Source organism: Proteus hauseri, from assembly GCF_004116975.1.
In the GTDB taxonomy this organism is placed as follows: Bacteria; Pseudomonadota; Gammaproteobacteria; order Enterobacterales; family Enterobacteriaceae; genus Proteus; species Proteus hauseri.
Window position 1 is genome coordinate 1,904,939 of the sequence record NZ_CP026364.1, and the last position, 22,759, is coordinate 1,927,697.

The 22,759-nt window shown below is 34.0% G+C and carries 19 protein-coding genes and 2 pseudogenes; 13 read left to right on the forward strand and 8 right to left on the reverse strand.

The genetic code is table 11. The features are described from left to right. Positions 1-131: 131 nt before the first annotated feature. The 10 genes and pseudogenes from PH4a_RS18265 to PH4a_RS08795 all read left to right on the forward strand — a co-directional run. A pseudogene (locus PH4a_RS18265) lies at positions 132-262 on the forward strand (Arm DNA-binding domain-containing protein); the annotation flags it as partial. After that, a pseudogene (locus PH4a_RS18270) lies at positions 250-641 on the forward strand (IS3 family transposase); the annotation flags it as partial. The pseudogenes PH4a_RS18265 and PH4a_RS18270, both read left to right, overlap by 13 nt. Before the next feature lie 820 nt (positions 642-1,461). After that, a complete protein-coding gene (locus tag PH4a_RS08760; RefSeq protein ID WP_244212951.1) occupies positions 1,462-1,731 on the forward strand; it encodes a helix-turn-helix domain-containing protein in 270 nt (89 codons plus the stop codon). Positions 1,732-1,981: 250 nt separating this feature from the next. Then, positions 1,982-2,545, forward strand: coding sequence for a fimbrial protein (locus PH4a_RS08765; protein ID WP_129039191.1), 564 nt, complete (start codon positions 1,982-1,984; stop codon positions 2,543-2,545). A gap of 53 nt (positions 2,546-2,598) precedes the next feature. Beyond that, entirely contained in the window at positions 2,599-3,312 is a 714-nt protein-coding gene (locus PH4a_RS08770) for a fimbrial biogenesis chaperone (protein WP_129039193.1), read from the forward strand. Next, complete coding sequence (locus PH4a_RS08775; protein ID WP_164971536.1) at positions 3,296-3,877, forward strand: fimbrial protein; 582 nt, start codon at positions 3,296-3,298, stop codon at positions 3,875-3,877. The genes PH4a_RS08770 and PH4a_RS08775 overlap by 17 nt, the downstream gene beginning before the upstream one ends. Positions 3,878-3,883: 6 nt before the next feature. Continuing rightward, the gene (locus tag PH4a_RS08780; protein WP_129039197.1) at positions 3,884-4,603 is read left to right on the forward strand and encodes a fimbrial biogenesis chaperone; all 720 of its coding nucleotides are present in this window, start codon (positions 3,884-3,886) and stop codon (positions 4,601-4,603) included. A 58-nt stretch (positions 4,604-4,661) separates the two neighbouring features. Further along, positions 4,662-7,202, forward strand: a complete 2,541-nt coding sequence (locus PH4a_RS08785; RefSeq protein WP_244212964.1) for a fimbria/pilus outer membrane usher protein — start codon at positions 4,662-4,664, stop codon at positions 7,200-7,202. An 18-nt stretch (positions 7,203-7,220) separates the two neighbouring features. Then, a complete protein-coding gene (locus PH4a_RS08790; protein ID WP_064718681.1) occupies positions 7,221-8,006 on the forward strand; it encodes a fimbrial biogenesis chaperone in 786 nt (261 codons plus the stop codon). Between the two features lie 24 nt (positions 8,007-8,030). Beyond that, entirely contained in the window at positions 8,031-9,218 is a 1,188-nt protein-coding gene (locus PH4a_RS08795) for a hypothetical protein (protein WP_129039201.1), read from the forward strand. A 441-nt stretch (positions 9,219-9,659) separates the two neighbouring features. Here PH4a_RS08795 and PH4a_RS08800 read toward each other — a convergent pair whose 3' ends face one another. The 8 genes from PH4a_RS08800 to PH4a_RS08835 all read right to left on the reverse strand — a co-directional run bounded on the left by PH4a_RS08800 (position 9,660) and on the right by PH4a_RS08835 (position 16,562). Continuing rightward, positions 9,660-10,619 carry a fimbrial protein gene (locus PH4a_RS08800; protein ID WP_064718684.1) on the reverse strand — a complete coding sequence of 320 codons (960 nt, stop codon included), beginning with the start codon at positions 10,617-10,619 and terminating at the stop codon, positions 9,660-9,662. A gap of 27 nt (positions 10,620-10,646) precedes the next feature. After that, entirely contained in the window at positions 10,647-11,150 is a 504-nt protein-coding gene (locus PH4a_RS08805; RefSeq protein ID WP_129039203.1) for a fimbrial protein, read from the reverse strand. Positions 11,151-11,162: 12 nt separating this feature from the next. Next, a complete protein-coding gene (locus PH4a_RS08810; protein WP_129039205.1) occupies positions 11,163-11,690 on the reverse strand; it encodes a fimbrial protein in 528 nt (175 codons plus the stop codon). Between the two features lie 11 nt (positions 11,691-11,701). Next, a complete protein-coding gene (locus PH4a_RS08815; RefSeq protein WP_129039207.1) occupies positions 11,702-14,239 on the reverse strand; it encodes a fimbria/pilus outer membrane usher protein in 2,538 nt (845 codons plus the stop codon). A gap of 30 nt (positions 14,240-14,269) precedes the next feature. Further along, positions 14,270-14,968 (reverse strand): fimbrial biogenesis chaperone, encoded by a 699-nt coding sequence (locus PH4a_RS08820; RefSeq protein ID WP_129039209.1) that lies wholly within the window; start codon positions 14,966-14,968, stop codon positions 14,270-14,272. Between the two features lie 20 nt (positions 14,969-14,988). Further along, positions 14,989-15,522 carry a fimbrial protein gene (locus PH4a_RS08825; RefSeq protein ID WP_129039211.1) on the reverse strand — a complete coding sequence of 178 codons (534 nt, stop codon included), beginning with the start codon at positions 15,520-15,522 and terminating at the stop codon, positions 14,989-14,991. Between the two features lie 17 nt (positions 15,523-15,539). Further along, on the reverse strand, positions 15,540-16,085 hold the full coding sequence (fimA, locus tag PH4a_RS08830; protein ID WP_129039213.1) for a type 1 fimbrial major subunit FimA: 546 nt from the start codon (positions 16,083-16,085) through the stop codon (positions 15,540-15,542). A 201-nt stretch (positions 16,086-16,286) separates the two neighbouring features. Next, positions 16,287-16,562, reverse strand: coding sequence for a helix-turn-helix domain-containing protein (locus PH4a_RS08835; protein ID WP_064718691.1), 276 nt, complete (start codon positions 16,560-16,562; stop codon positions 16,287-16,289). Between the two features lie 2,437 nt (positions 16,563-18,999). Between PH4a_RS08835 and PH4a_RS08840 the strand changes: the two genes are divergently transcribed. From PH4a_RS08840 to PH4a_RS08850, 3 genes are read left to right on the forward strand one after another with little or no spacing between them, the layout of a single operon-like run. Next, positions 19,000-19,554 (forward strand): fimbrial protein, encoded by a 555-nt coding sequence (locus PH4a_RS08840; protein WP_064718692.1) that lies wholly within the window; start codon positions 19,000-19,002, stop codon positions 19,552-19,554. A gap of 58 nt (positions 19,555-19,612) precedes the next feature. Next, positions 19,613-20,200 carry a fimbrial protein gene (locus tag PH4a_RS08845; protein WP_129039215.1) on the forward strand — a complete coding sequence of 196 codons (588 nt, stop codon included), beginning with the start codon at positions 19,613-19,615 and terminating at the stop codon, positions 20,198-20,200. Positions 20,201-20,246: 46 nt separating this feature from the next. Then, on the forward strand, positions 20,247-22,742 hold the full coding sequence (locus tag PH4a_RS08850; RefSeq protein ID WP_129039217.1) for a fimbria/pilus outer membrane usher protein: 2,496 nt from the start codon (positions 20,247-20,249) through the stop codon (positions 22,740-22,742). The last annotated feature ends 17 nt before the right edge of the window (positions 22,743-22,759 follow it).

Sequence of the window (22,759 nt, forward strand, 5' to 3'; positions counted from 1 at the left end):
TATAAGGCGTTCCCCACTTTTTAGTCTTCCCAAGTATACTAAGGTCAACCCACATCAAGTACCTGCTGTTGGTATATGTGTTGGTATCTCTCGATTCGATAATAGTTTGTATCAATAGAAGTAGATAAATCATGGCTTTTACAGATGCTTAAGTCAGGTCTGCCAAGCCTTGGATAAATCGTATAAATTAACAGACGGTGATGGTATGCACTTGATGGTACATACCAACGGCTCAAAATATTGGCGTTTGCAGTATCGTTTTCTCTGGGCAATAAACTGACCATCAAAGCGCTAGATATGGAGTGGGCAACTCGAGGTAATTCCATAGCGATCAGGTTAGTCACTATACAAGTAAGCAGTTCCAGTAGTTACTGTGGAGATGCCCAGATCAGACAAAATATGAGTAGGCGCAGAAACGGCTGGGATAATAGCTTAATGGAGTGCTTCTTCATGAGCCAGAAGAACGAGCGGGTACCAGTGGCTGGTTATATAAGTTTAGTGATGATGCTCATGCAATAACGGGTTATATCGTCGGGTATTGCAGCATACACAGACCGCACGAATATAACCAAGGGTTATCACCCAACAAATTTGAAAAGCGATACTGGAAAAACACTAAAACGGTAGTTAGCTCTAGTTGAACACTACAAAGCAAGATCACCGATAAAAATGACCTGCATGGTTTAATTATTATTTAGGGAACACTAAAGTAAATAGGATCGGCATGCTCTCTTTTGAGTGAATTTGGATGGCACAAGCTAGTTCTGTTACAAATCAATATAAACACAGGTTATTTATGTATCCACAAGTTATTTTTAGATAATATTATTAATAACACTGGCTCTTTTTATTTTAATAATGACTAGTCTTAAATTAGCTTATTTTTCGATAAAAATAAGTATCCATTTTTATAGGAAGTTTCGGAGATTGAACTTGATGTATAAGACGTTAAAAAGGGCACTAATTTAAATAATAACTCCGAGAAACTTTATTTGTACTCTTAGAAAATGATTCAAAAAAATTATTTTTATTCGCATTATCTATTTATTTAAACCTAGTCTAACCACTTTTTTAAATTAGGTTATTACGCATTTAATCATTATTCGATTACTTAATTTTTATCTTCATCATATAAATTGAAAATATCCTCTAAACCTTTTTTTATGTTATCTGTTCATGCTATTAGTGATTTTTTCATTAATGTATTGATAATAAAGTAAAATATAAAAAAATAAATAGAAATTAACGATCAATCACTGCTTGTTTAATAGGTTATGGCTATCAATTTGGTGTTTATTGATCGGTAGTAACGTGTTTACACGCCTTATTAATAATATTAAATTTAACTCAATAAATTATTAAATAATAAAAAATAAAGAAAGTAATAAAGAGAGTTAAATAATAATAAAGGAAATCTTATTTCGACTAATTAAATCCGATGAGTATGGTGAGATAATCATAATGAATCAAAAAAAACAATTTTATAACATGAGAATAAATAATGATTTATTATTGCGAAAAAATATCGGTGTTTATATTAAGACTGCGCGTAAAAATAAATCTTTATCAGGTAAGCAGTTGGGTGATTTATTAAATTTGAGCCAACAGCAGATATCACGATATGAAAATGCCGTGACCAGCATTAATATCGAAACCTTAAATGTCATTTTAATTATCTTAGAGAAAGATTGGTTTGATTTTCTTGATTATATTATGAAAAAGGAAATGTAAATAGAAAAGTGCACTCTCTCTTTTCATGTACTTTTTATTTTTATTACAGGCTCTTCATTATTTATCTTTTTTAGTGGGGTGGTTGACCACGGACTTAGGCTGTCTTTTAAAAAGGTTTGAACATCATTTTAAAAAAAAGAGTCAATGATAGGCTGATTCTTTTTTTTAAAAAAAGGGGTTATATCGAGAGACATTGTTTTCTGAATATAACCGAATAAGTGTCATTTTAATTTTTCAAAGGTATTTAATTATGCGTACTAAATTAATCGCGCTGTCAGTCCCTTTCTTATTAATGGGGATCGGCTCAGCACAAGCGGCTAACCAAACTAACATTGAGTTTTTAGGTAATATCCAAGCGGTGAGCTGCGACGTCAATGTTAATGGTCAAAACCAAGTGACTTTAGGGAGTGTGCGTACTTCTGACTTCACTACCGCCTCTACCCCTGTTGCGGAGGGTCAAACTGAATTTCAATTAACATTAAGTGGCTGTGATGCACTAAAAACTGCGGGTAAAGCACTGGTTGAAATTAACGGTGATACCGTACCAGGAAGCACTAATATTTTCTTACAAAAAAGTAAAAACCCAACCAGTAATGCAGGTGTCATGATTTTAGATGATAAAAAACAACCAATTGAAAATGGTAAATCTGTTCAAATGGCTGAAATCTCCGCACCTACGGAAGGTGATGATTACACCTCACTGGACAATGTGTCTTTAAAATTAACCGCTGCTTATGGTTCAACTGCCACCGATACGGCTGTGACTACTGGGACATTTAAAGCGCCTGTTTTATTCTCATTTGTTTATGAATAAATAGAAATGAGGGAGGGAAAACCTCCCTTTTTATTATATCAGGGGGATACGTTGTGAAATCGATTTTGACATTATGTTTTACCGCTATGGTGGCATTATGCCCCGCTTATACTTTCGCGGGGATCTCTTACCAATTAGGGGCACTAAGAGTGGTCTATCATGAAGGGGAAAAAGGGGTCCCTTTAATGCTAATTAATAACACTAAAGAGGAATCCGTTTTAACCCAAACAGTGACATTAAAAACCCCCTCAGGACCAGAAGAAAAAATATTTTATGTTCTACCGTCTATCGTCAAAATTTCACCGCAGTCATCAACAAATGTGAAAATCATACTCAAAGAGGCGACGTCGTTACCTAAAGATCGCGAATCTATTTTTTATATCAATAGTAAAGCGATCCCGTTAATTGATCATAAAGAAGAACAAGAAAAAAATATCTCAGGGGGAATTAATATTGGTATATCGTCGGTGATAAAACTTTTCTATCGCCCCCAAAATTTACCCATGAGTATTGAGACTGCCCAAGAAAATTTACGGTTCGAAGCTTTAGACAATAAATTAAAAATATCCAATGCCTCTCCTTATTACATTACCTTGGTGAATGTTAAAGTAGATGGTCAACAAGTGCCTTTAAAGGGAAAAGGCATGTTGCCGCCTTATGACGCCTTTGAATATACGTTAACCGAGAAAAAGAGCCCATCAACCCCACATCAATTCCAATGGACTTTAATTAATGATTCGGGCGGCATGTATGAATATTCAAAATAAGCCGGTGTTGTGTGGGTTCATTCTTTTTTTACTGACATTGTTCTCTTCAAGTGTGTTTGCATTATCCCGAGCAACCATTAATTTTGAAGCCAATGTTGTGAAGGTAGCTTGTGAATTATCGGTCTCACAGAGTCAAATTAAATTTGATCCAGTGATGAATAATGAAATTAAACCGCATACCCTTATTCGCGCTCGTGATTTTATTTTGAATATTTCGCGGTGTAATGCCGTAGATGGCCAAGACAGTATTACTCCCAAATTAAAAGTCTCGGGGTTGGGATTTAATACCAGTGATGGAAAATGGTTATTTAAAACCCAGGACTCTTCCGTCAAAAATATGGGGTTTTTATTGTATCACAGTGATACTCAGCCGAGTTATTCGGATATCTCACTTAAAAATAATGACATTATTGATTATCACCAAACCTATAAAGTCTCGACACTTAATTTGGATACCAAATTTTATGCCATGATGGCCTGCGGTGATAGCGAAACCTGTGATAAAGCGAAAGTCGAGACCGGCATTATTAAAGCAATTGTGAGTTTTGACCTTCTTTATGATTAATTAAAAATGATGAAATCAATATATTTATTTTTGTGTATTTTATTTCTTATTTCTTTTCATTCTTTATCCCTTGCTGATGACGGCATTGTATTAGGCACGACACGTGTCATTTTAGATAAAGACAGTAAAACGATTCAAATTATTAATAATGGAAACACTAGCTATTTAATTAAATCAGATTTACTTGAGTCGCCCGATAATAATAAAAAAAATAATACGGTCATGATCACTCCACCTTTATTTAAATTGGCCGCCCATGAATCGAGACCCATTAAATTGTATAAAAAAAATAGCCCCGAGGCGTCGGTGGAATCACTCGGGTATTTGGCGGTATTGGCTATTCCTGCTCTCGATAAAGCGTCTGAAGAAAATAAAAATACGGTGGCGGTAGGCTTACGAAATATTATTAAGGTCTTTATTCGCCCAGAGGCATTGTCCGAAAAGAAAAAAGACAATGATTGCTTTATTGAGATAAATCAGGAGAACGAGGCGATTATTTTAAAAAATAATACCCCGTATTTTATTACGTTAGTGACGGTCACACTCAATGATGACAAAAAAAATCTCTTATCTAACACATTAATGCTTTCACCGTTGGCACAAGGGTCTTTTATTTATAATAAAAAGATCCCACCCAATACACAAATTCATTGGCAAACGATTAATGATTATGGCTTTGCTTCAGAGTGGTGTCGTTCAACTATACAACACCCTCGTATTGAATGACTCTCCTCTTGACTAAAAAGTATGTAGGTGTTGTGTGAAAAACAAACAAAAACTCAACGTGGTTGATAATAATTGCATTCACTCTTTAAGCCTGTTAACCCTTGCGGTTTTATTCTCGCTCTACTCAACCAAAACATTTGCAGCAGAATATTTTGATCCAGCATTTATTAGTGGGAATGAAGATAGTCAATTAGATCTCTCTTTTTATTCAAAAGACGGGGATATTTCACCTGGGGATTATTTAGTCTCAGTCAGCGTGAATGAAAAAGTGATGCCAGAGAAAATGGTCAAGTTTGCCTTGAATAAAGAATACAAACTGGTGCCCGTCTTTACGCCCAATCAATTGAAGGCGCTGGGTGTGGATGTGGAGAATGTTCCCGCACTTAAAAACTTACCGAAAGAAGCCCCGATAGAGAATATCATCGCTCTTATTCCTGATTATCGAGCAACGTTTATCACCTCGGATTTAAAATTAAAGCTGAGCTTTCCTCAGTTAATCATGAAAAATAAATCGGAACGTGAAGTCGATCCTACATTATGGGATGAAGGGATCCCGGCGTTACTCTTTAACTATTCGCTGATGGGCACGTCCTCCCACACTTCTGGGGCGAATATGAAAAACGTCTTAGCTCAAGTGTTTGGAGGTATGAATCTCCAAGCTTGGCGTTTTCGTTTTAACTATTTTGGTAACTATAATAAATACGATGGCCACGGTAATTCTAATACCGGCACCAATAATAATTTTAATAATGTGCGATTATACCGTGATATCAAATCGTTAAAATCGACCTTACAACTCGGTGAAATTATGCCGGTATTGAGTATCTTTGAATCCTTTCCTTTTAAAGGGATTTCACTGTCCTCAAATGAAGAGATGATCCCACAATCTCAACGTGGATTTGCACCTGTCATTACGGGATATGCAAATTCCAATGCCTTAGTGCTCGTGAAGCAAAATGGCAATACAGTCTATCAAACCTATGTTTCACCTGGGCCATTTAAGATTGACGATTTAAGACAGACTCAGCTTTCAGGGGAATTAGAAGTCTTTATCCAAGAAGCTGACGGTTCTATTCGCAAGCAGATGATTGCCAGCAGCAGTTTACCTATCATGGAAAGAGAGGGGGCTTTTAAATATGAAGTCTCCGCAGGGCAATATAATGCGTCAGGCTCAGAGAAATCGAAGTTTGCATTAGGTACATTTAGTTATGGATTGCACAACAATATCACCCTCTACGGAGGCGTAATGGGTGGGAATACCTATGTGTCATCCGTTGTCGGAATTGGTACATCGCTAGGTACTTTAGGCGCAATCTCTTTTGATGCAACCACTTCACGGGCAAAATTAAATGGGATGGATGATTGGAAAAATGGACAATCCTACCGCGTCCGCTACGCCAAAAATATGTTGTCAACGGGCACAACCTTTGATTTAGCTGCTTATCGTTATTCCACCAAAGATTATTACAGTTTTAATGATGCGAATTTAATTGATGAAAATGGATTATTATCGTGGGGCAGAGCAAAACGTAAAAATAATTTCCAAGTCAGTATAAGTCAACAATTAGGTCGTTATGGCTCCCTGATTTTATCGGGAAATCGGGAAGACTATTGGAATAGCCATGAAGTCAATAAACGAGTGTCATTATCGTATAACGCCACATTAAAAGGAGTTAGTTATTTTGTTACGTATAATATTGAAAAGCGTAAAGATGAATATAATAATTGGCCAGAAGATAGGCGTTTATCAATAGGGATGCAAGTTCCTTTCAGTATATTTAATCCTTCTACCTTGGCCGAGAAATCCTCGTTATCGTATGCGATTAATACGGGAAACCATGGTAATACTACGCAAAATATAGGGTTAAGAACTTCTCTTTTAGAAGATAGGCTAGGGATCTCCGTTGACCAAGATTACAGCAAAGATAAAAATACCAACAATAATAGCAATTTAAATATTAACTATGTGGGTGAGGTGTCTAACAGTGCGTTAGGCTACAGTTACAGTAATGATTACAATACCTTATCAGGTAGTCTTAATGGTGGGATCATTGCCCATCCTTATGGGGTAACGTTAGCCCGTTATGTGGGAGCATCACCGCTGGCCTTAGTAGAAGCAGAACAGGCTGCGGGCACCAAAGTCAATTCGGGTATTGGGACCATCAATAACAGGGGCTTTGCCTTAGTGCCGATAGGCAATGCTTACAATAAAAACCCCGTTTCTCTGGATATCTATTCTTTACCGAACAACGTGGAAGTCGATAATTCTATTCATCAACTCTATCCCACCAAAGACGCGGTTGTTTACACGAAATTTAATACCAAAGTGGGTTATCAAGTGATTATGACGCTGATGCGTCAGCATAAACCGCTCCCTTTTGGGGCGCTGGTATCGGTTGTAGGGGATGAAACGAATACTTCAGTGGTGGGCGACAATGGAGAGGCTTATCTCGCGGGGCTTGCATCACAAGGGCAGTTAACGGTTCGGTGGGGGAATGATGCCCAGCAGACCTGTCAAGTGAATTACACCTTGCCAATAGAGAGCGCACCACAGGATAAAAATACCCCAGTCATTGAATATACTGCGGATTGCCAATAAACCATATAAGAGGGCGTGATGAGGATGAAAGGGTTGTTACTTGGACTGATGTTCTCGTGCTGTCTGTGCTTACCGGCACAGGCTGAGAAGGTCGATACCAATATTGGACTATCGCTATTATTTACACGGGTAATTTTCCATGAAAGTGATGAGAAAGGGGTTAGTTTACAAGTCAATAATAAAACGGATAACGCCTATTTATTGCAATCAGTGATACACAGCGTGGATCCGAATACGGGATTGGTTATGGAGGCAGAAAGCCTAAGTGAAGACTCAACACTAAGTGACAAAAAACCTTTTATGGTCACCCCTCCTTTATTTCGTTTTGAGCCTAAAAGTGAGATTAAACTACTGATTAGACGGGTACCGAGTGTGTTATTGGATGATAAAAAAGAGTCTGTATTTTATATTTCATTAAAAGCAATCCCCATCATTCACAGTGAAATGAATCAGAACAATATGTCGATTTCAACGGTAATTAACTTGAAATTATTTTATCGACCGAATGCCTTAGAAAAATGGTTTATCGAAGAAGTTCCAGACAGCGAGAAATTAACGTTCAGTATCAAACAGGGTGCAGTGGAGATAATCAACCCTACACCGTATTGGATAACATTCGACCATTTAACGATAGAGGGACTTAATATAGATAAAGAATCGTTAAGAAGGATGCTTCCCCCTTTAGGGACGGTGCGATATGTCTCTCCCGCCTTGTCAAAAAATAAAAGCGAATATTCTATCGAATGGAGCCTATTGGATGAATTAGGTGGTTCAACAAAAATAACACAACAGGTTATTCATTAGGTCTTCACAGTAGGAGAAAATCCGATGTTTTCGTTCTTATCTTTAAACGCAGTCAAAAAAATGCTCGCTTTATTGTTACTGAGCGGGTTGCTTGTGATCGCCTCGATAGTGCAAGCCAACGAGGTGATTATTATTCCAAAAGGAACGGGAATTGTGTGGCAAGGGAAACCTTTTACCAGCAAATTGTTGCAAGAAAAAAATCCGTATTATAACCCTTACTTATTTGGTGGTGGCGCTAGCTACACAGACTTTCTAACAACTACGAGTACATTATACCGCCCAGGTGGAGGATATTATGCAATTTGTAGACCTTATGGCTCAATAACAACACCAGGAGATGTCGTCCATATTCAAGGCTATGATGCCACAGTGGTCACTCCTGGACTTTATTTTGCTGTAGTGGGTAATTTTATGGGAGAATACAAGGATTACAGAAGTAATAAAACTGTTTCATTTAATGGATCTTTTGGGAACAATAAATTTATTACATCAAATGCGCCTGCAAGTTCACCTAAATTAGAAATCATAAATGATAAAGCAAACTGTGTATCATTAAAGAATAAAACAGAGCTAGTTGCTGGTTATTCGACATATCACGCACAAATGAGTGGATATTGGGTTCTTTTAGCAGATGGGACACAAAAAACAACAACAGCCTCTTTTATATCGTCATTTGTTTTAGGAACCGGCTCATCAAATTCCCCTAGCAGTGATTCATCTATTTTTCCTAGAACAGTCGAGTTTAAAGTATCAACACTTGAATGCAATATTAATACCCCACCTACCATTAACTTTGGTGATGTTATTCACTCTAATGAGGCGGGTAAAGAGTTAGCCAGTAAGATGACCACCATTGAGACTTATTGCTCACAGGGTGATGAGGTTATTGATAGTAATATTAACCTGACCTTTAAGAGTGTATCGGGAAATTACGGGAACGATATGAGTAAATTAAGTTTAAAGGAAGGGGGCGGATATATAACTGGCCAACTTGAAGGCGCTCAGCAATCTTTTGATGGCAGCTGTGGTTTAACGGGAAGAGGTATTCCTTTTGATAACGCAACCCACATAAAACTCGGACATATCACTAAAGATCAACCTTCAGCCAGTTTTATTAATCCAGTTCTATGGCGTCTTTGTGCTGGGGGCGATGGTAAGTTGCCTTACGGCAAAGTGACTGCATCGGCAGAAGTGACGGTAACACTTAATTAAGAATGTTAAGAATCAGCGGTAGTATTTTCAACTGAATATTTATATTCTTGGTTATTATTATCGATTTTTTATAACGTACTGATTAATATGCTTATTAATGAATGAAATTGGATTGATTTGATTAATGAACATCATAGGAGAAGATGACAATTTTTTGCAAGTCGAAATATTTTTATTGATCATATCTTATCAATCCATGTTGTTCCTGATAAAAAATGTCGTAGTGTTAGTATGTCCTGAAATAAAAAAGAAAAAAAGGTGAAAACCTGATCCGATGCTCGGCATCAATGAAGTTATTCACCTTTAATAATTATTTTGTAGAAAATATCATTAATAATTTTTAATACTATCATAATGAATAAAATCTGCCTTATTTACATTAGTAACTTAAATGCAGAGATACAAAATGATGTAATCTTTACTTACAATTAAATATCTTAACTAATTATATTCCATCTCAATATTTACAACACTTTGTACATTCCCCGCTTTTATTCTTGATGAAGGAACAGGCGCATAGTCTGTACTAAACAATTTTTTATGTTCGTTAGCATATAATCGATAAGCTTTGGGTATATTAACGCTGAGTGTATCTCCATTCATATCAAATATCTTAAAACCAATTCCCTTTGCTGGATTATTAGTTGATGTATTTTTTAAAATAGATGAATTACTGCTTTCAGCTTGCCCTTTTAATGTTATGTTTACTGTATTATCTAAATTACAATTAATCTCTAAAGGTATCTGTTGTGATGTAGAACCACCACCATTATAAGATTTTAAATTTACGATGGTATTTGTCGCGCTGAAATCACAGGTAGGATTTTGGATCTGAATTTTACTGCCAGTAACAACTCTAATATAAGTTGTAAAATTCTCATCTCTTGTATTTGCTAGATCAAGCCTACCATGTAATCTGAGTTTAAATAGTGTTGTATTTGGTGGAATTTCTGTAACATTACTTTTTAAAAAAATAAGATTATTTCTAGTCTGCTCATTTGCAATAGCACGCATCTTATTATTATTCTGTGGTACTCTATCACCTCTATATTGACCAGGGTCAGGAACTCTATCCACATATTGTGTATTTATATTCTCAATCGTCGGGCTCCAGCTACCACCGAAATTCATGTAATTATTATTAGTTTTATAACCATTAATTTTTTTATGAGAGACAAATCCACATTCAACAGGAAGTAATACTGATAAACCGTTAGTATATGCTTCTTCTGGCGTTATTATTGGTTTTGTAACAAGAGTTATTGGACTGGCTTGATCTCCAGGCACTCCTTGTCCTTTAACGACATTAAAATCATCATAACCAGGTCCACAATAGACATCAATAGCATAGCTTGATGATGAAATTAAAAATAGTGAATAACAAAGTAATTTATATTTCATACTGTTTATCTCTTTTTATTTTAATCACTAAAGCCAAGTGTATGTTACGTTTATATTTGCCTGTAGTGTACCTGACTGAGTAATACCTGAAAGTTTTGATGCTCTTGCCGATAAATTAAAAGTTAAAATATCAGAATCATTCACAATATTTTTTTCTATCGTTTCACCGGAGCGAAGTAAATTATTATTGTCTCTATTTTTAACTTGAATACCAACATTAGTTGATGTTCCTTTATTAATAAAATAACCTCCTTGAGCATTAAAATCACCAATAAACACTGCCGAAACTTTATTTGTTACATTAGGGCAATTAGTCATTTTAATATCAAAGTCAACCCAATCTGAATAAGGATTCATTTTGTATGTAAATATATCACCTAAGTCGACTATTTTATTAGATGGAATAATTTCGCACGGCTTTGCTAAAACACTACCATTAATTGTGACTGTTGAAGACTTAATTGTCTTTGCATATGTTAATGAAGGTAGGCTGAATAAACATAGCATACAGATAACAATATATTTAGTCATAAGAACCTTCTTTTATAGGTATTCAAGTACAAAGTTTGAAGTCGCTGTAAATTTACCCATAGTGACAGGTAAACGAACAGAAACTAATTCCGCATTTAAATTAATAACATTACTTACACTTGGTTGTAGCTTAACAGTAATAGCCCTATTTTTATTTATTGGGATCAGAGTATTATTATTATCTGTGATCATAATAGCGACTCCTGTTGCTGCCGCTGGAGCACTATTTAATTTCAATAGATCACGATTAGAAGGGTCTTGCTCTCCATTAAAACTTAAATATGCACCCTGAACCGTTTCTCCACATCGACTCAATATAATATTAAAGCTCTTTTTAGGCCCTCTTCGATTTAAATCTAAAAAGCTTTTATTGGCATTGGAGCCTAAATCGACAGTAAAGTTTTGGCTTCCCACGGCAACTTCACAAGAATTAGACCAAACTTGTCCTTTAATAATTATTTCTGTTTTCGCTTCAGCAATGATAGGCATAAAAGAGAAAAGTAAAATTATAGGTAAAATATAAAATGGCTTATTCATCATTCACCTTAATATTATTGACATTGAGCAGAGATGTTTACAATAGACTGACTTTTCTCAGCATCTGATAATTCATATGCAAATGAACAAGTCTGTTCTTTTTGATTTCCCCACTTCACATTAATGATTCCTTTGTCACTTAAGCCAGTAATATAAGCTTGTCCAGAATCTCCAACAAAAGATGAAATATTTTTACCTTCTAACGTTGCAATAGCACCAAAAGGTATTGGGTTTCCTTTATAACTTATATTAATGAAGGCCTTATATCCCACTTGAGGTTCGAAACTGGCGAGCACAACAGCACCATTATCAGGTACCACATTGACTATCGCATTTTCAATTTCAACATTTTTAGGTAGCTGGGTTATATCTAATTCCACTCTATTAACGCGATAATTAGTAGCATAAGGAATAAGCGCATAACCTTGACTATCGGTTGAGAGACCTCGATGCCCACTTATTGGTGTATCACTGGCACCAGGCGCTTTAACCAAAATAGCAGTTTGATTTAAAGACTGCCCTAAGGTTATGCCTCCAGAATGGATCAATGCACCACCTGATAAACTATAGTAGAGCTGTGAGCTGTCTTTATTATAAGAATAGCCCGCACTAGAGAGCACTTTAGGTGAATAATAACTTCCTGAAATACTGCTTTGATATAATGTTCTTTCATTTTTATTATACCCTTGAGAGATATTGTAGCTTAAAGCATCATCCTCAAGTAAATTGCCACTTAACGTCATTTGATCATTGAGTGAACCATTTAAATCTGACACAAAGGAATTACTAATATAACTATTTTTATAGATAGCCGTACTATCAGGAGATAAAAATAAACTCATCGGGACTGACATATTGAAGGATAACATTTGATCATTTTTATCACCCCAAACCGTTTTATTATTCGAGTAGTTTGTACTAAAAGAAATGCTGTTATAACTAGTTGAATAACCTAATTGCAATAACGTTTCTTTTTTAGAGGTATTCCAATATGTTTTATTCTCGCCACTTAAATATATCGAACCAACTCCTACAGGTTGCGAAATACTAATACTCGTTTTCCCTTTTACTTTAAAATTTAAGTCATAGTAATAATTATCATCATTGTCATATTTATTCTGACTCATATGTTTGTAGTTAGTATCATTAAAATCATAATAACCACTTGTTGAGTAACGATACCCGGCAAAGTGAATATCTGTATCTGTTTTTTCTAAGTTCTTTTGGTAAGATATTTCAAATTGTTGCCCATCATGAGAGCTATTATCGGCAAGCTTGGCATGAGCTTGTGTGACTGAAATAGAAACCGCCCCTAACGTGCCTAAATTTTTGGCGCTACCTAATGTAAAGCTATTATAATTTTTAGATAACTGAGTACCACTAAAGATAGTTAAATCATTTTTTAATCCATAATAAAACTCACCTAGAATGAATTTATTTTTTTCAACTTCTGCACCCGCATTTCTTACTTCACCAAAATTGATAGAATACTGGAAGCCACCTTCACGCTGCATATTTGGTAAGGAAGACCATGGGACAACAAATGATTGAGAACTACCATCAGCTTCTTTTATTGTTACGTATAAATCACCACCAGAACCTACGGAATTTAAATCATTAATTTCAAATGGCCCCGCAGGAACGGTTTCTTGATAAATTTCATATCCGCTTTGTTTTATAGATACAACCGCAGTACCTTTAGCAATACCACGTACTACTGGCGCAAAATTACGCAGACTATCGGGCAACATAGATTCTTCAGAAGTGAGCTTAACACCCCTAAAACTGACACCATCATATAAGTTTGATGATGTATAAGTGTCCCCTAATACTAATCGCGAGCGCCATTGTCCTAAATCGCGAGATAAGGTTGTATTTACATGGTTAAATTCACTTTTAGAATCTTGTTTACTACTATTATAATTCCATGTCGAATAGTCTCTTAGTCGCCATGCACCAATATTTAATCCGGATCTTAAGTTTAAATAATGTCGATTAGAAGAGCTACCCTTGTAATCGTAATTACCACCAGAGTAAGTATAATTAATAATGGCGCTATTAATACCACTATTCCATTGACTAGCTGGAATATACCCTCTTGCTTTATTATCTATATATACTTGTGGTATCGATATACCTAGTCGTAGCTTACCAATATCTAAATCGGTTGTTGCATCAGGAAAAATAGCATCTATAGTCGTGCATGTTTTTATTTCTTCGGGTAGATACTCGGGTTTAATTGGCATAATGCCAATTTCATTTTCACTAAAACATGGCTGCATTCTTTTTTTATCAATATTAAACTTAAAATCTAAAGTTAATGTTGATAAAAAATTGTTATTAATATAAACATCTACTTTATAAAAACCATCAGGGATTTCTTGACCTTTCTCAAAATTTGATAGATCAGCAACATTTTCGACATCATCAGACAAAAGCAAAGGGTTAAACCATAGGTCTTGTGCAGATGAACTAAAACTAACAATATAAACAATAAAAGCATAAGTAATATTATACTTAGTACTTTTCTTTAATTTGTGATCTTCTCTCATAATGCATCCAGCCCATCCGTATAGAAATTTTTATATTTTCTTTGTATTCCTTGGAGTCATAGAACCATAATCGTTAATGGTTTCATAACTAACTTCATTAGTTGCTTTTAAGCTGAATTTAATAGGGATATTTTCCTGACCTAAAGGCTCTACCATTATATTATTCAGTTCATTATCATTTATTTTTAATTGAACGATGGTAACGAAGACAGGTGAGGGGTTTTTTATTGTTAACGAGTTATTAGCAATAGAAAACTCTAATTTATTAGGCGCTTCTTCTAATGCTTTTAACAACCCTTCAGGTCGATAAAACATTTTTATTCTATTTGTAATAGAAAACTGAAGTATGTTTTTATCAGCATCTTTTTTATCAGAAGCCGGTATTGATTTAACATTTACCCAAAATAAAGATTCTCTATCTTTAGGTAATTCCACATTTTTTTTATTAAGAATAAGTAAATTATTTTCTTTTTTTCCTTGCATCATAAAAAGAGGAGGTGTGATAACGAATTGATCACTTCTTTCTCCATCTTTATTTTCTATCCATGATTGAATAAGATAAGCATCCTCATCTAAGCTAGTGCTAACAGGTAATATGACTTGCTCTTTATCTATTGGAAAAACAACCCTTGTTGTACCTAAAGATACGCCTGCCTGTGTCGATAATGACACACTCATCATTCCTATAATTAGTACTATAGTTTCAATAATTTTATTTTTGAATATCATTTAAGTTTCCAACTTTATTTTTACTGATAGCTGATAAGTAGATCCGCAACAATTTCTGGAATAAGCTCTCGCTTTTCTTTTTTAAGTAGACGGTATTTTGCAATTAAATAAAATTCAACAGCATCGTCCATTGACTGATAATTAGGATCAAAGTCTGAATTAACAACAAGCAGGTTTTTATTATGATCAAAAAGAACAACACCTGTATGGTGTTTTATATTGCCATCATATTTCACCATTAAGACTTCTTGATTTGTAGAAGACACTTTATTAAATGAGACAATAACGCCATCCGAGATGTATCTTTTACATCCTTTAAGTGTAAATGAATATTTTAATAAATTTATAATGTCTTTTTCTTGCTTTATATTTGAATCAATAATTCGTTCAAGATCTCTCTCTTGATAATCTCCACTAATATCTAATTGGCATGCAGAATTAACAATACTTCCATGAAAGAAAGTAAACCCACTCGTCTTTGCATTTAGATTACCACTTTTAGCATTCCCTAAAAGTGGTAAAGCTAATGCAAATATGAAAATTAAAATTCTCATATCTGCCTTACAATCAATTAATCATATTGAACGTTAAATGTAGCTACGGCATTTGCTTGCCCAGCTTGTACAGTATCACCTGTAGAAATATAACGAGCAGTTAAAGGAATAATATTTCGGCCATTAACTAATGCAGTTTTAGCGCCAAATGTACTACCATCAACTTTTAAGTTAGTACCGCTTTGGTCAATAATGTTGATACCAACATTTTTTGCTGAACCATCAGTAGTACCAGAAAGAGCTAAAATATCAGTAGCTGTAGAAGTTTGACCTAAGAATGAAAAAGCTACATTTTTTGCAATAGCAACATCGCAATTATTTAAAGTAATATTAAAATCTTTAGCGTCCGATTTGTCACCTTTAGCTGCGAAGGCTGCCGTTCTTACTTGGCCCATTTCAACAGTTTGGTTCATTGACTCACTATCAACAGAACAACCAGCAGCAACAATCTGGCCAACAAAATGCACTGTACCACCACTTACGGTTACAGTTGCAGCATTAGCATATCCAGCAAACGCCAGGGTTAATACTGCAGCTAGACCAGATACTTTTAATAATTTCATTTTTAACACCTTTTATTAGTTATGAATAAATATAAACATGATTATTTACCAGACAAAAAATATCACTATATATATAAAATCTAATTGATTTTATATATATAGTATTATCAACGTATTCTAAATAATTTTATTAAATAGCGGCCATGCCAAATAAATGGGAAAATAGAATTTTAAAACTTCTTTGATAACTCTTTTTGTTCTTTATATGATTACATCAATGTTATTTATATCCGTGTTTTTATAGATGACTTCTCTAATATAATCATCCCATGTTAAACCTAATACAGTTAAGCATTGATTTAACATAGTGATGGACAAAATATTTTTTCCAGTTTCATATCTAGAAACTTGTTGCTGACTAATGAAAAGTAAACTACCAAATAAAACACCGTTCCACCCTTTACTAATACGATGTTTTTTTATAAATGCTCCTGTTTTGATATTTAAGTCAATAACATCATTAGTATTGTTATTCATTTAATTTCTCCTACTTAATGTATTTTGCCAGCAATAAGATATATAATTTTTGCTAATTAATATATTAAGTATTTCTACTGGAATATATATTTCTATATTTAACTTAAGGAAACTATATACAATTAAAAAATATCTTTAAAGACGATAATACCGATCAATAACCCTTCTGTGATAGTCACAGCCTATCAAAATTGCTTTAATGATCGTCAAAACAGATCAAAGTAATAACACAAGTCAACTAATCAGAAGTTAGTATACTGATTTATAAATAAATTTTATTTAATATTGAAAATGGATTTATTGTATTTAATAATATTTTTAACAAAAAAATATCATCGTTTTAACGGTAAAAATTTATTAGAAATAGTTTGTTACAAATGAAATTAAATAATATCTAAATAAGAGAGTCAATATAAGATTGGTATTTTAAATATTTAAAATGATAATAAGAAAAGTATGAGAAAAATTAATTTTTATATATTTTTTAAGATGCAGTGATAAGTATAGTTCTTATTTTGATGAGATGATGATAAGGGTTATTCTTATTTTGATTAGTTAGTGATAAGTATTATTCTTATTCCGATTAAAAGAGTATCAATAGGTCTTAGAATGAAATTTATGAGAGAAGATTAATACAACCTAATAAATTGAAAAAACATAATTATAGAAAACAAAACGCTAACCATAGGTGAGTTTACTTACCTCATTATTAATAATAGGTAAATTAATGACAAAGTAAGCGAGAGCATAGTTGTTCTGTAAATAGAATTGATGAAGGTGTTTTATAGTAGAAATTAGTAGGTAATAGAATTATTGAAAAGCTGAGTATATGACTTGTTTATTTTTCTAAAAATTTTAGTACAGTTAATCGATGATTTTAACCAATCTGATTTAGATGCTTATTAGTACTAGATAGCACCAAATTTGATCCTAGGTCTTACCCGCTGTGTATAAAATAAGCTAGTTCAATCTATGCTTAGTTGCCGTAAGTTATCTTTTCACTCTTTTTTGCCTCCCAAAGATGAACGTTCCTTAATCACTCAGGTTAAGTTTTAGTTAGTGTAAACGAAAACTAAAAAACTTAGTGATAGGATCAGGATCGTGGAAATTTACATACTCAAGGTTTTGTCATTTGCAAAATACGCATAGAAATATTGAAGTAGGAATTATTCATCCAGTAAGTACTGAGGTGTCATTTGTGATAATCATTAATTGTATTCGCAGATGATTTTGCTAGTGAAGCACTGTTTGAATAAGAAACGTTAGTTAGTTCAGCGTGATTTTTTGTTGATGCAACCGTGACTTTTAATTGGGGTAATTATAAAGATAGTATTGAGGGATAGTTGCTTGGTGATATACCTCAAAAGATAATGATTTACATTTGGCTGATATTCTTCAAACAAGATCTTTTAAATGGCCAATACGTGGTCAGGATTAAAAATCTCATCGCTATTTGTGCATAATTCAGACGCTTGACTAAAAAAACAATTTTATGAAATTGAATTTAGTCATCAGACTAATTGGCTTGGTTAATGAAGTTAGTCCTAAATATTTGTGCACTTACTAGATTTGTACTTCAGATAAATTATTTAATAACTATATGATGTAGGCTGGGGCGGTGAGTTTGAAGATAAAGACAAGATAAAAAAATCATAAAAGCAGCATCGTCAATAAACTATGGATACAGTTAATGATGATTGTTCTTTAATTATTATCAATATTAACCTATAGGTAATACTACCTATTTTTTATTTTTCTTTAATTAATGCAAGTAATACTACTTAATATTTAATTTTTTCTCCAATGTTATTGGATATTTCATTTAAATATAGACTTTATCATTAATGATATTTTAAGATAAATACTATTTACAGGTTATTATTATTTTTTATTTTTCATGCCAATTGTTTCAATTATGTTTAAATTTGTATATTTATGTTTATTTTACTCCCTCGGTGTGTAAATTTGATCATTTTTATTTATTTTTAATGTGCAAGAATAATCTTAATTTTATATAAAACATCCAGAACTTAATCATATTTAGAGTGTCTTTATTTTATTCTCTCTTCGTAAGTAGATTATCTTATTTTGTTTGATAGTGTTAAATATTGTTTTTTTACTCGTTTTTTGAGTTGATTAATTTTTTATACCATCTGAATTATTTGATCCATATTATAATCTATCGGTTCATTGTAAATATACTTAATTGAAAATAAGTTTTTCAAGGATTAATATATTTGCAACAAGATTTGGTGATTAAATTAATAATGAAAGTTAATTCTTATTATTAATTTTCATTAAATTTAATTATTTTTTGTAGATTGGATTTTTTATTATTCTATATGTAAATCTTGATTATTTTTTAATTAAGACGGGTTTTGATATTTTAAAAAAATGACGTCATGTCAGATATTAACTTACTTTTGAGGTATTCATAATGACATTCAATAAATTAAGCATCGTTGGCGCTGCTGTTGCTTTATCTTTAGCTTCTTTTGGCTCAATGGCTGAAAATAATGGTGTAATTAACTTCGTAGGTTCAGTTGTTGATTCTCCATGTAATATTGCTGATGAAAGTTTAAACCAAACTGTTAAATTTGGCGAAATTTCACGTGTGTTCTTAGAACAAGGTAATGAAAGAGAGAAAGCTTTCACTATTAAATTAGAACAATGTAATTTCGACAAATTCAAAAAAGATGACCAAGGTGCATGGTTACCTGTTAAGACTATGAAAATCCAATTTGATGGACGTTCATATGCTGATACAACCAACACTCTGTTAGCAACTGACAGAGCTAAAGAAAACAACGTTGGTATCGCTATCGATACTTACAAATTTGGTGAAGCAGCAGATATTTTATCAAAAATTCGTAACAAACAAGGTACTAACGTACTTGAGTTTACTGCTTTAGCAAAAGCTGTTGACGTTACTAAAGATGTTAAAGAAGGCGAATTCTCTGCTATCGCTGACTTCCGTATTTCATACGAATAATGCACCAATATATGTATAGGGGATATTCCCCTATACATATTTATCTAATGGTAATGAGATGATGAATTTTAATAAAAATAAGTATCTGACTATTTTAAATATGATGGGAGTACTATTTTTTGCATCATCGGCCTCTTTTGCTTTTGATGATATGGCTGAGCCTAAAGTTCTGAAAGCAAATGCAACATTATCGGGATCAGTTATTGCATCACCTTGCTCTATAAAAATGGAAGATCGTTATCAATACATCGACTTTTCGGATATTGCACTATCGATGATTGATAATAAAGTAAAAAGGGAAAGTTTAAGGAAAAGCTTTTATATAAGATTATCGGGTTGTGTTAGTCAATATAGTAATACAGACAAAAAATCATTAAATATTCAATTTAATGGATTAGAAGCAAATAATGATTCTATATTTTCAATGTCTGGCAACTCACAAGGACTTGGGTTTTATATTTTAGATGAAGAGGGAAATATTATTCCTCCTAATCGGCCTTATTATATTGATCATCTTATATATCGCGGTCAAGATGCGAAAAAAGATCCGGAATTGAAGTACCAAGTGGAACTCGCTTTTACAAATCAAATTATTGAAGCAGGTAAATATTCTGCATTTGTTTATTTTTCAATTGATTATAAATAAATAACCATTTTATTTTCGCTTGGTCACATTATCACGGTGGATGGATATGCTAATTTCTAAAAATATGGCAAAAATAGTCTTATTGCTAACAATGACACCGTGCTTCTATGCCTATTCTGTAGAATTTAATACTGATATTCTTGATGCTTCTGATGCTGCTAATATTGATATTAGTCAATTCAATAGCTCTGGATATATTATGCCAGGGGATTATCACCTTTCTATTTTCAGTAATGGTGAGCGAATAGGCCCAAGCCAAAAAATCAGTGTATTTCCTGTCGAAAAAACCGCCTCTTCTGAAAATATTTTTAATACCGTCTGTATTCCTAAAAATAATTTAGAATTATTAGGATTAACAGAACAAGCGGAAAAGAAAGTCAAAGTTTATCATGACGATCAATGCTTAGATTTATCTGCTTTAACAGGGACAAATTTAACTCTCGACCTTCCTTCTTTAGCACTGAAATTAACAGTGCCACAAACATGGCTACAATATTCAGATCCTTCTTGGGTGCCACCTTCTCGTTGGGAAGAGGGGATTGTTGGTGCATTTGTAGACTATACCTTGTCACTAAGTGGTGCGAAATATAACTCAGGTTCAAAATCAGTTTATGCATCAATGAATGGTACTAGTGGCTTTAATATGGGGGTTTGGCGTTTTCGTAGCGACTATAGCATGAGCTATCAGAAAGAAAGCGGTGGAAATAACGATAACCAAGAATCTCATAATTTCGATTTTAATCGTTTTTATGCATATCGTTCTATCAAGGCATTAGCGGCAACATTAACGATGGGTGAAAATTACTTTTACTCTCAGTTATTTGATGCATGGCAATATACAGGTATCACGCTAGAAAGTGATGATCGTATGTTGCCGCCTAAGCTAGTTGGTTATGCCCCTGAAATTGTGGGTGTGGCAAAAACGAATGCGACCATTATTGTCAAAAGCCAAGATCGTATTGTATTAGAAACGACTGTACCACCAGGACCTTTTAGAATTCAGACGTTAGACAGCTCAATTCAAGGTCAATTGGATGTCACCATTCGTGAAGATAATGGTGAAGAGCGTAAGTTTACTATTTCTACGGCAACACTGCCGTATTTAACTCGACCAGGACAAGTTCGTTATAAATTAGTTGGTGGTAAAACACGTTATGATGACCATAAATTAACTGGCGATACGGTTATTGGTGGTGAGGTTTCATATGGTGTCAGTAACGCATGGAGCGTATACGGTGGTAGCCAATTAGCACAAAATTATCAATCTATTGCATTAGGTATTGGTCGTGACCTTTCTATGTTTGGTGCATTATCTTTTGATATTAACCAATCATTCGCCAAATTATCAGATAGCGATAAACAGGGTCGTTCTTATCGAGTGAACTACTCAAAATCGTTTGATGAAGTAAAAACAAATATTACTTTCGCAGGCTATCGTTTTACAGATGAAGATTACCGAACAATTAGTCAAACGATGGAAGAAAGAAGAACAGGGCAAGATGCCTATTCACCGAAAGAAAGCTATCAAGTTTATTTAAATAAATATTTTGATGATTTTTCATTATCGTTTAACTATCAACATAATACATTCTGGAATAGCCGCTCTCAGACTCAATACGGTGTTTATGCTAATACCCGCTTCTCGCTATCTAAAATAAAAATTCGTGATATTAACCTCACGCTTTCTGCTTTTAGATCACAGCGTGAAGGGATTAACGACGACACCTTAAACCTTTATGTATCAGTACCTTTTGACCAAGGTGGAAACCTTACTTTCTCTGAACAATATACTAAAACTGATGAAAAAGGACGTTACAACCATAGTGTTGGCTACAGTGGATATGACGAAGGTTTAAGCTATAGCATGAATGCAGGTTTAACCCATGGTCAGGCCATTGATAACGAGTCTTCATTTAGTGGTTATGTCAGTAAAGACATGAGCTTAGCAAATGCTGCGGCAAGTGCGAGCTATGTTCCGGGTCAATATAAAAGCTTAAGCGGAAGTATTTCTGGCGGTTTAACAGGAACATCTCATGGTCTTGTACTTCACCAACCGGCTTATGGCGATACACGTTTACTTATTGAAACTCCGGGTATATCAGGTGTGCCTATAGAAGGAGAATCAATGAAAACAAATGCATTTGGCTTAGCGATAATTCCTAGCGTAACCAGTTTCCGTAGTTCATCTGCCGCGATAGATGTCAGTGCGTTACCTGAAAACTACGATGCAATAGATACAATGACTGACGTAACTTTAACGCGTGGTGCGATAGGTTATCGTCAGATGAAAGTCATTAAAGGGTATAAGTTGTTTGCTACAGTTAAAATGAGTGATGGTAAACATCCGCCATTTGGAGCAAGTATCCGTAATAAAGATAATGTTGAATTAGGCATTGTGGGTGACGAAGGCGTGGCATGGGTAGTTGGTGTCGCGGAAAATGACGAATTGGGTGTGTTCTGGGGAAATGAGAAACGATGCACCATTAGTCTTCCTGAAACCATAGATCCAAAAACACAAATGCTATTAATGCCATGTAAGTGATGCTAATAAAGGTTAAT

Coding starts and splice junctions, on each gene's coding strand:
- PH4a_RS08760 (WP_244212951.1), top strand. CDS start 1,462: ATGAATCAAAAAAAACAATTTTATAACATGAGAATAAATAATGATTTA.
- PH4a_RS08765 (WP_129039191.1), top strand. CDS start 1,982: ATGCGTACTAAATTAATCGCGCTGTCAGTCCCTTTCTTATTAATGGGG.
- PH4a_RS08775 (WP_164971536.1), top strand. CDS start 3,296: ATGAATATTCAAAATAAGCCGGTGTTGTGTGGGTTCATTCTTTTTTTA.
- PH4a_RS08780 (WP_129039197.1), top strand. CDS start 3,884: ATGATGAAATCAATATATTTATTTTTGTGTATTTTATTTCTTATTTCT.
- PH4a_RS08790 (WP_064718681.1), top strand. CDS start 7,221: ATGAGGATGAAAGGGTTGTTACTTGGACTGATGTTCTCGTGCTGTCTG.
- PH4a_RS08795 (WP_129039201.1), top strand. CDS start 8,031: ATGTTTTCGTTCTTATCTTTAAACGCAGTCAAAAAAATGCTCGCTTTA.
- PH4a_RS08800 (WP_064718684.1), bottom strand. CDS start 10,619: ATGAAATATAAATTACTTTGTTATTCACTATTTTTAATTTCATCATCA.
- PH4a_RS08805 (WP_129039203.1), bottom strand. CDS start 11,150: ATGACTAAATATATTGTTATCTGTATGCTATGTTTATTCAGCCTACCT.
- PH4a_RS08810 (WP_129039205.1), bottom strand. CDS start 11,690: ATGATGAATAAGCCATTTTATATTTTACCTATAATTTTACTTTTCTCT.
- PH4a_RS08815 (WP_129039207.1), bottom strand. CDS start 14,239: ATGAGAGAAGATCACAAATTAAAGAAAAGTACTAAGTATAATATTACT.
- PH4a_RS08820 (WP_129039209.1), bottom strand. CDS start 14,968: ATGATATTCAAAAATAAAATTATTGAAACTATAGTACTAATTATAGGA.
- PH4a_RS08825 (WP_129039211.1), bottom strand. CDS start 15,522: ATGAGAATTTTAATTTTCATATTTGCATTAGCTTTACCACTTTTAGGG.
- fimA (WP_129039213.1), bottom strand. CDS start 16,085: ATGAAATTATTAAAAGTATCTGGTCTAGCTGCAGTATTAACCCTGGCG.
- PH4a_RS08835 (WP_064718691.1), bottom strand. CDS start 16,562: ATGAATAACAATACTAATGATGTTATTGACTTAAATATCAAAACAGGA.
- PH4a_RS08840 (WP_064718692.1), top strand. CDS start 19,000: ATGACATTCAATAAATTAAGCATCGTTGGCGCTGCTGTTGCTTTATCT.
- PH4a_RS08845 (WP_129039215.1), top strand. CDS start 19,613: ATGATGAATTTTAATAAAAATAAGTATCTGACTATTTTAAATATGATG.
- PH4a_RS08850 (WP_129039217.1), top strand. CDS start 20,247: ATGCTAATTTCTAAAAATATGGCAAAAATAGTCTTATTGCTAACAATG.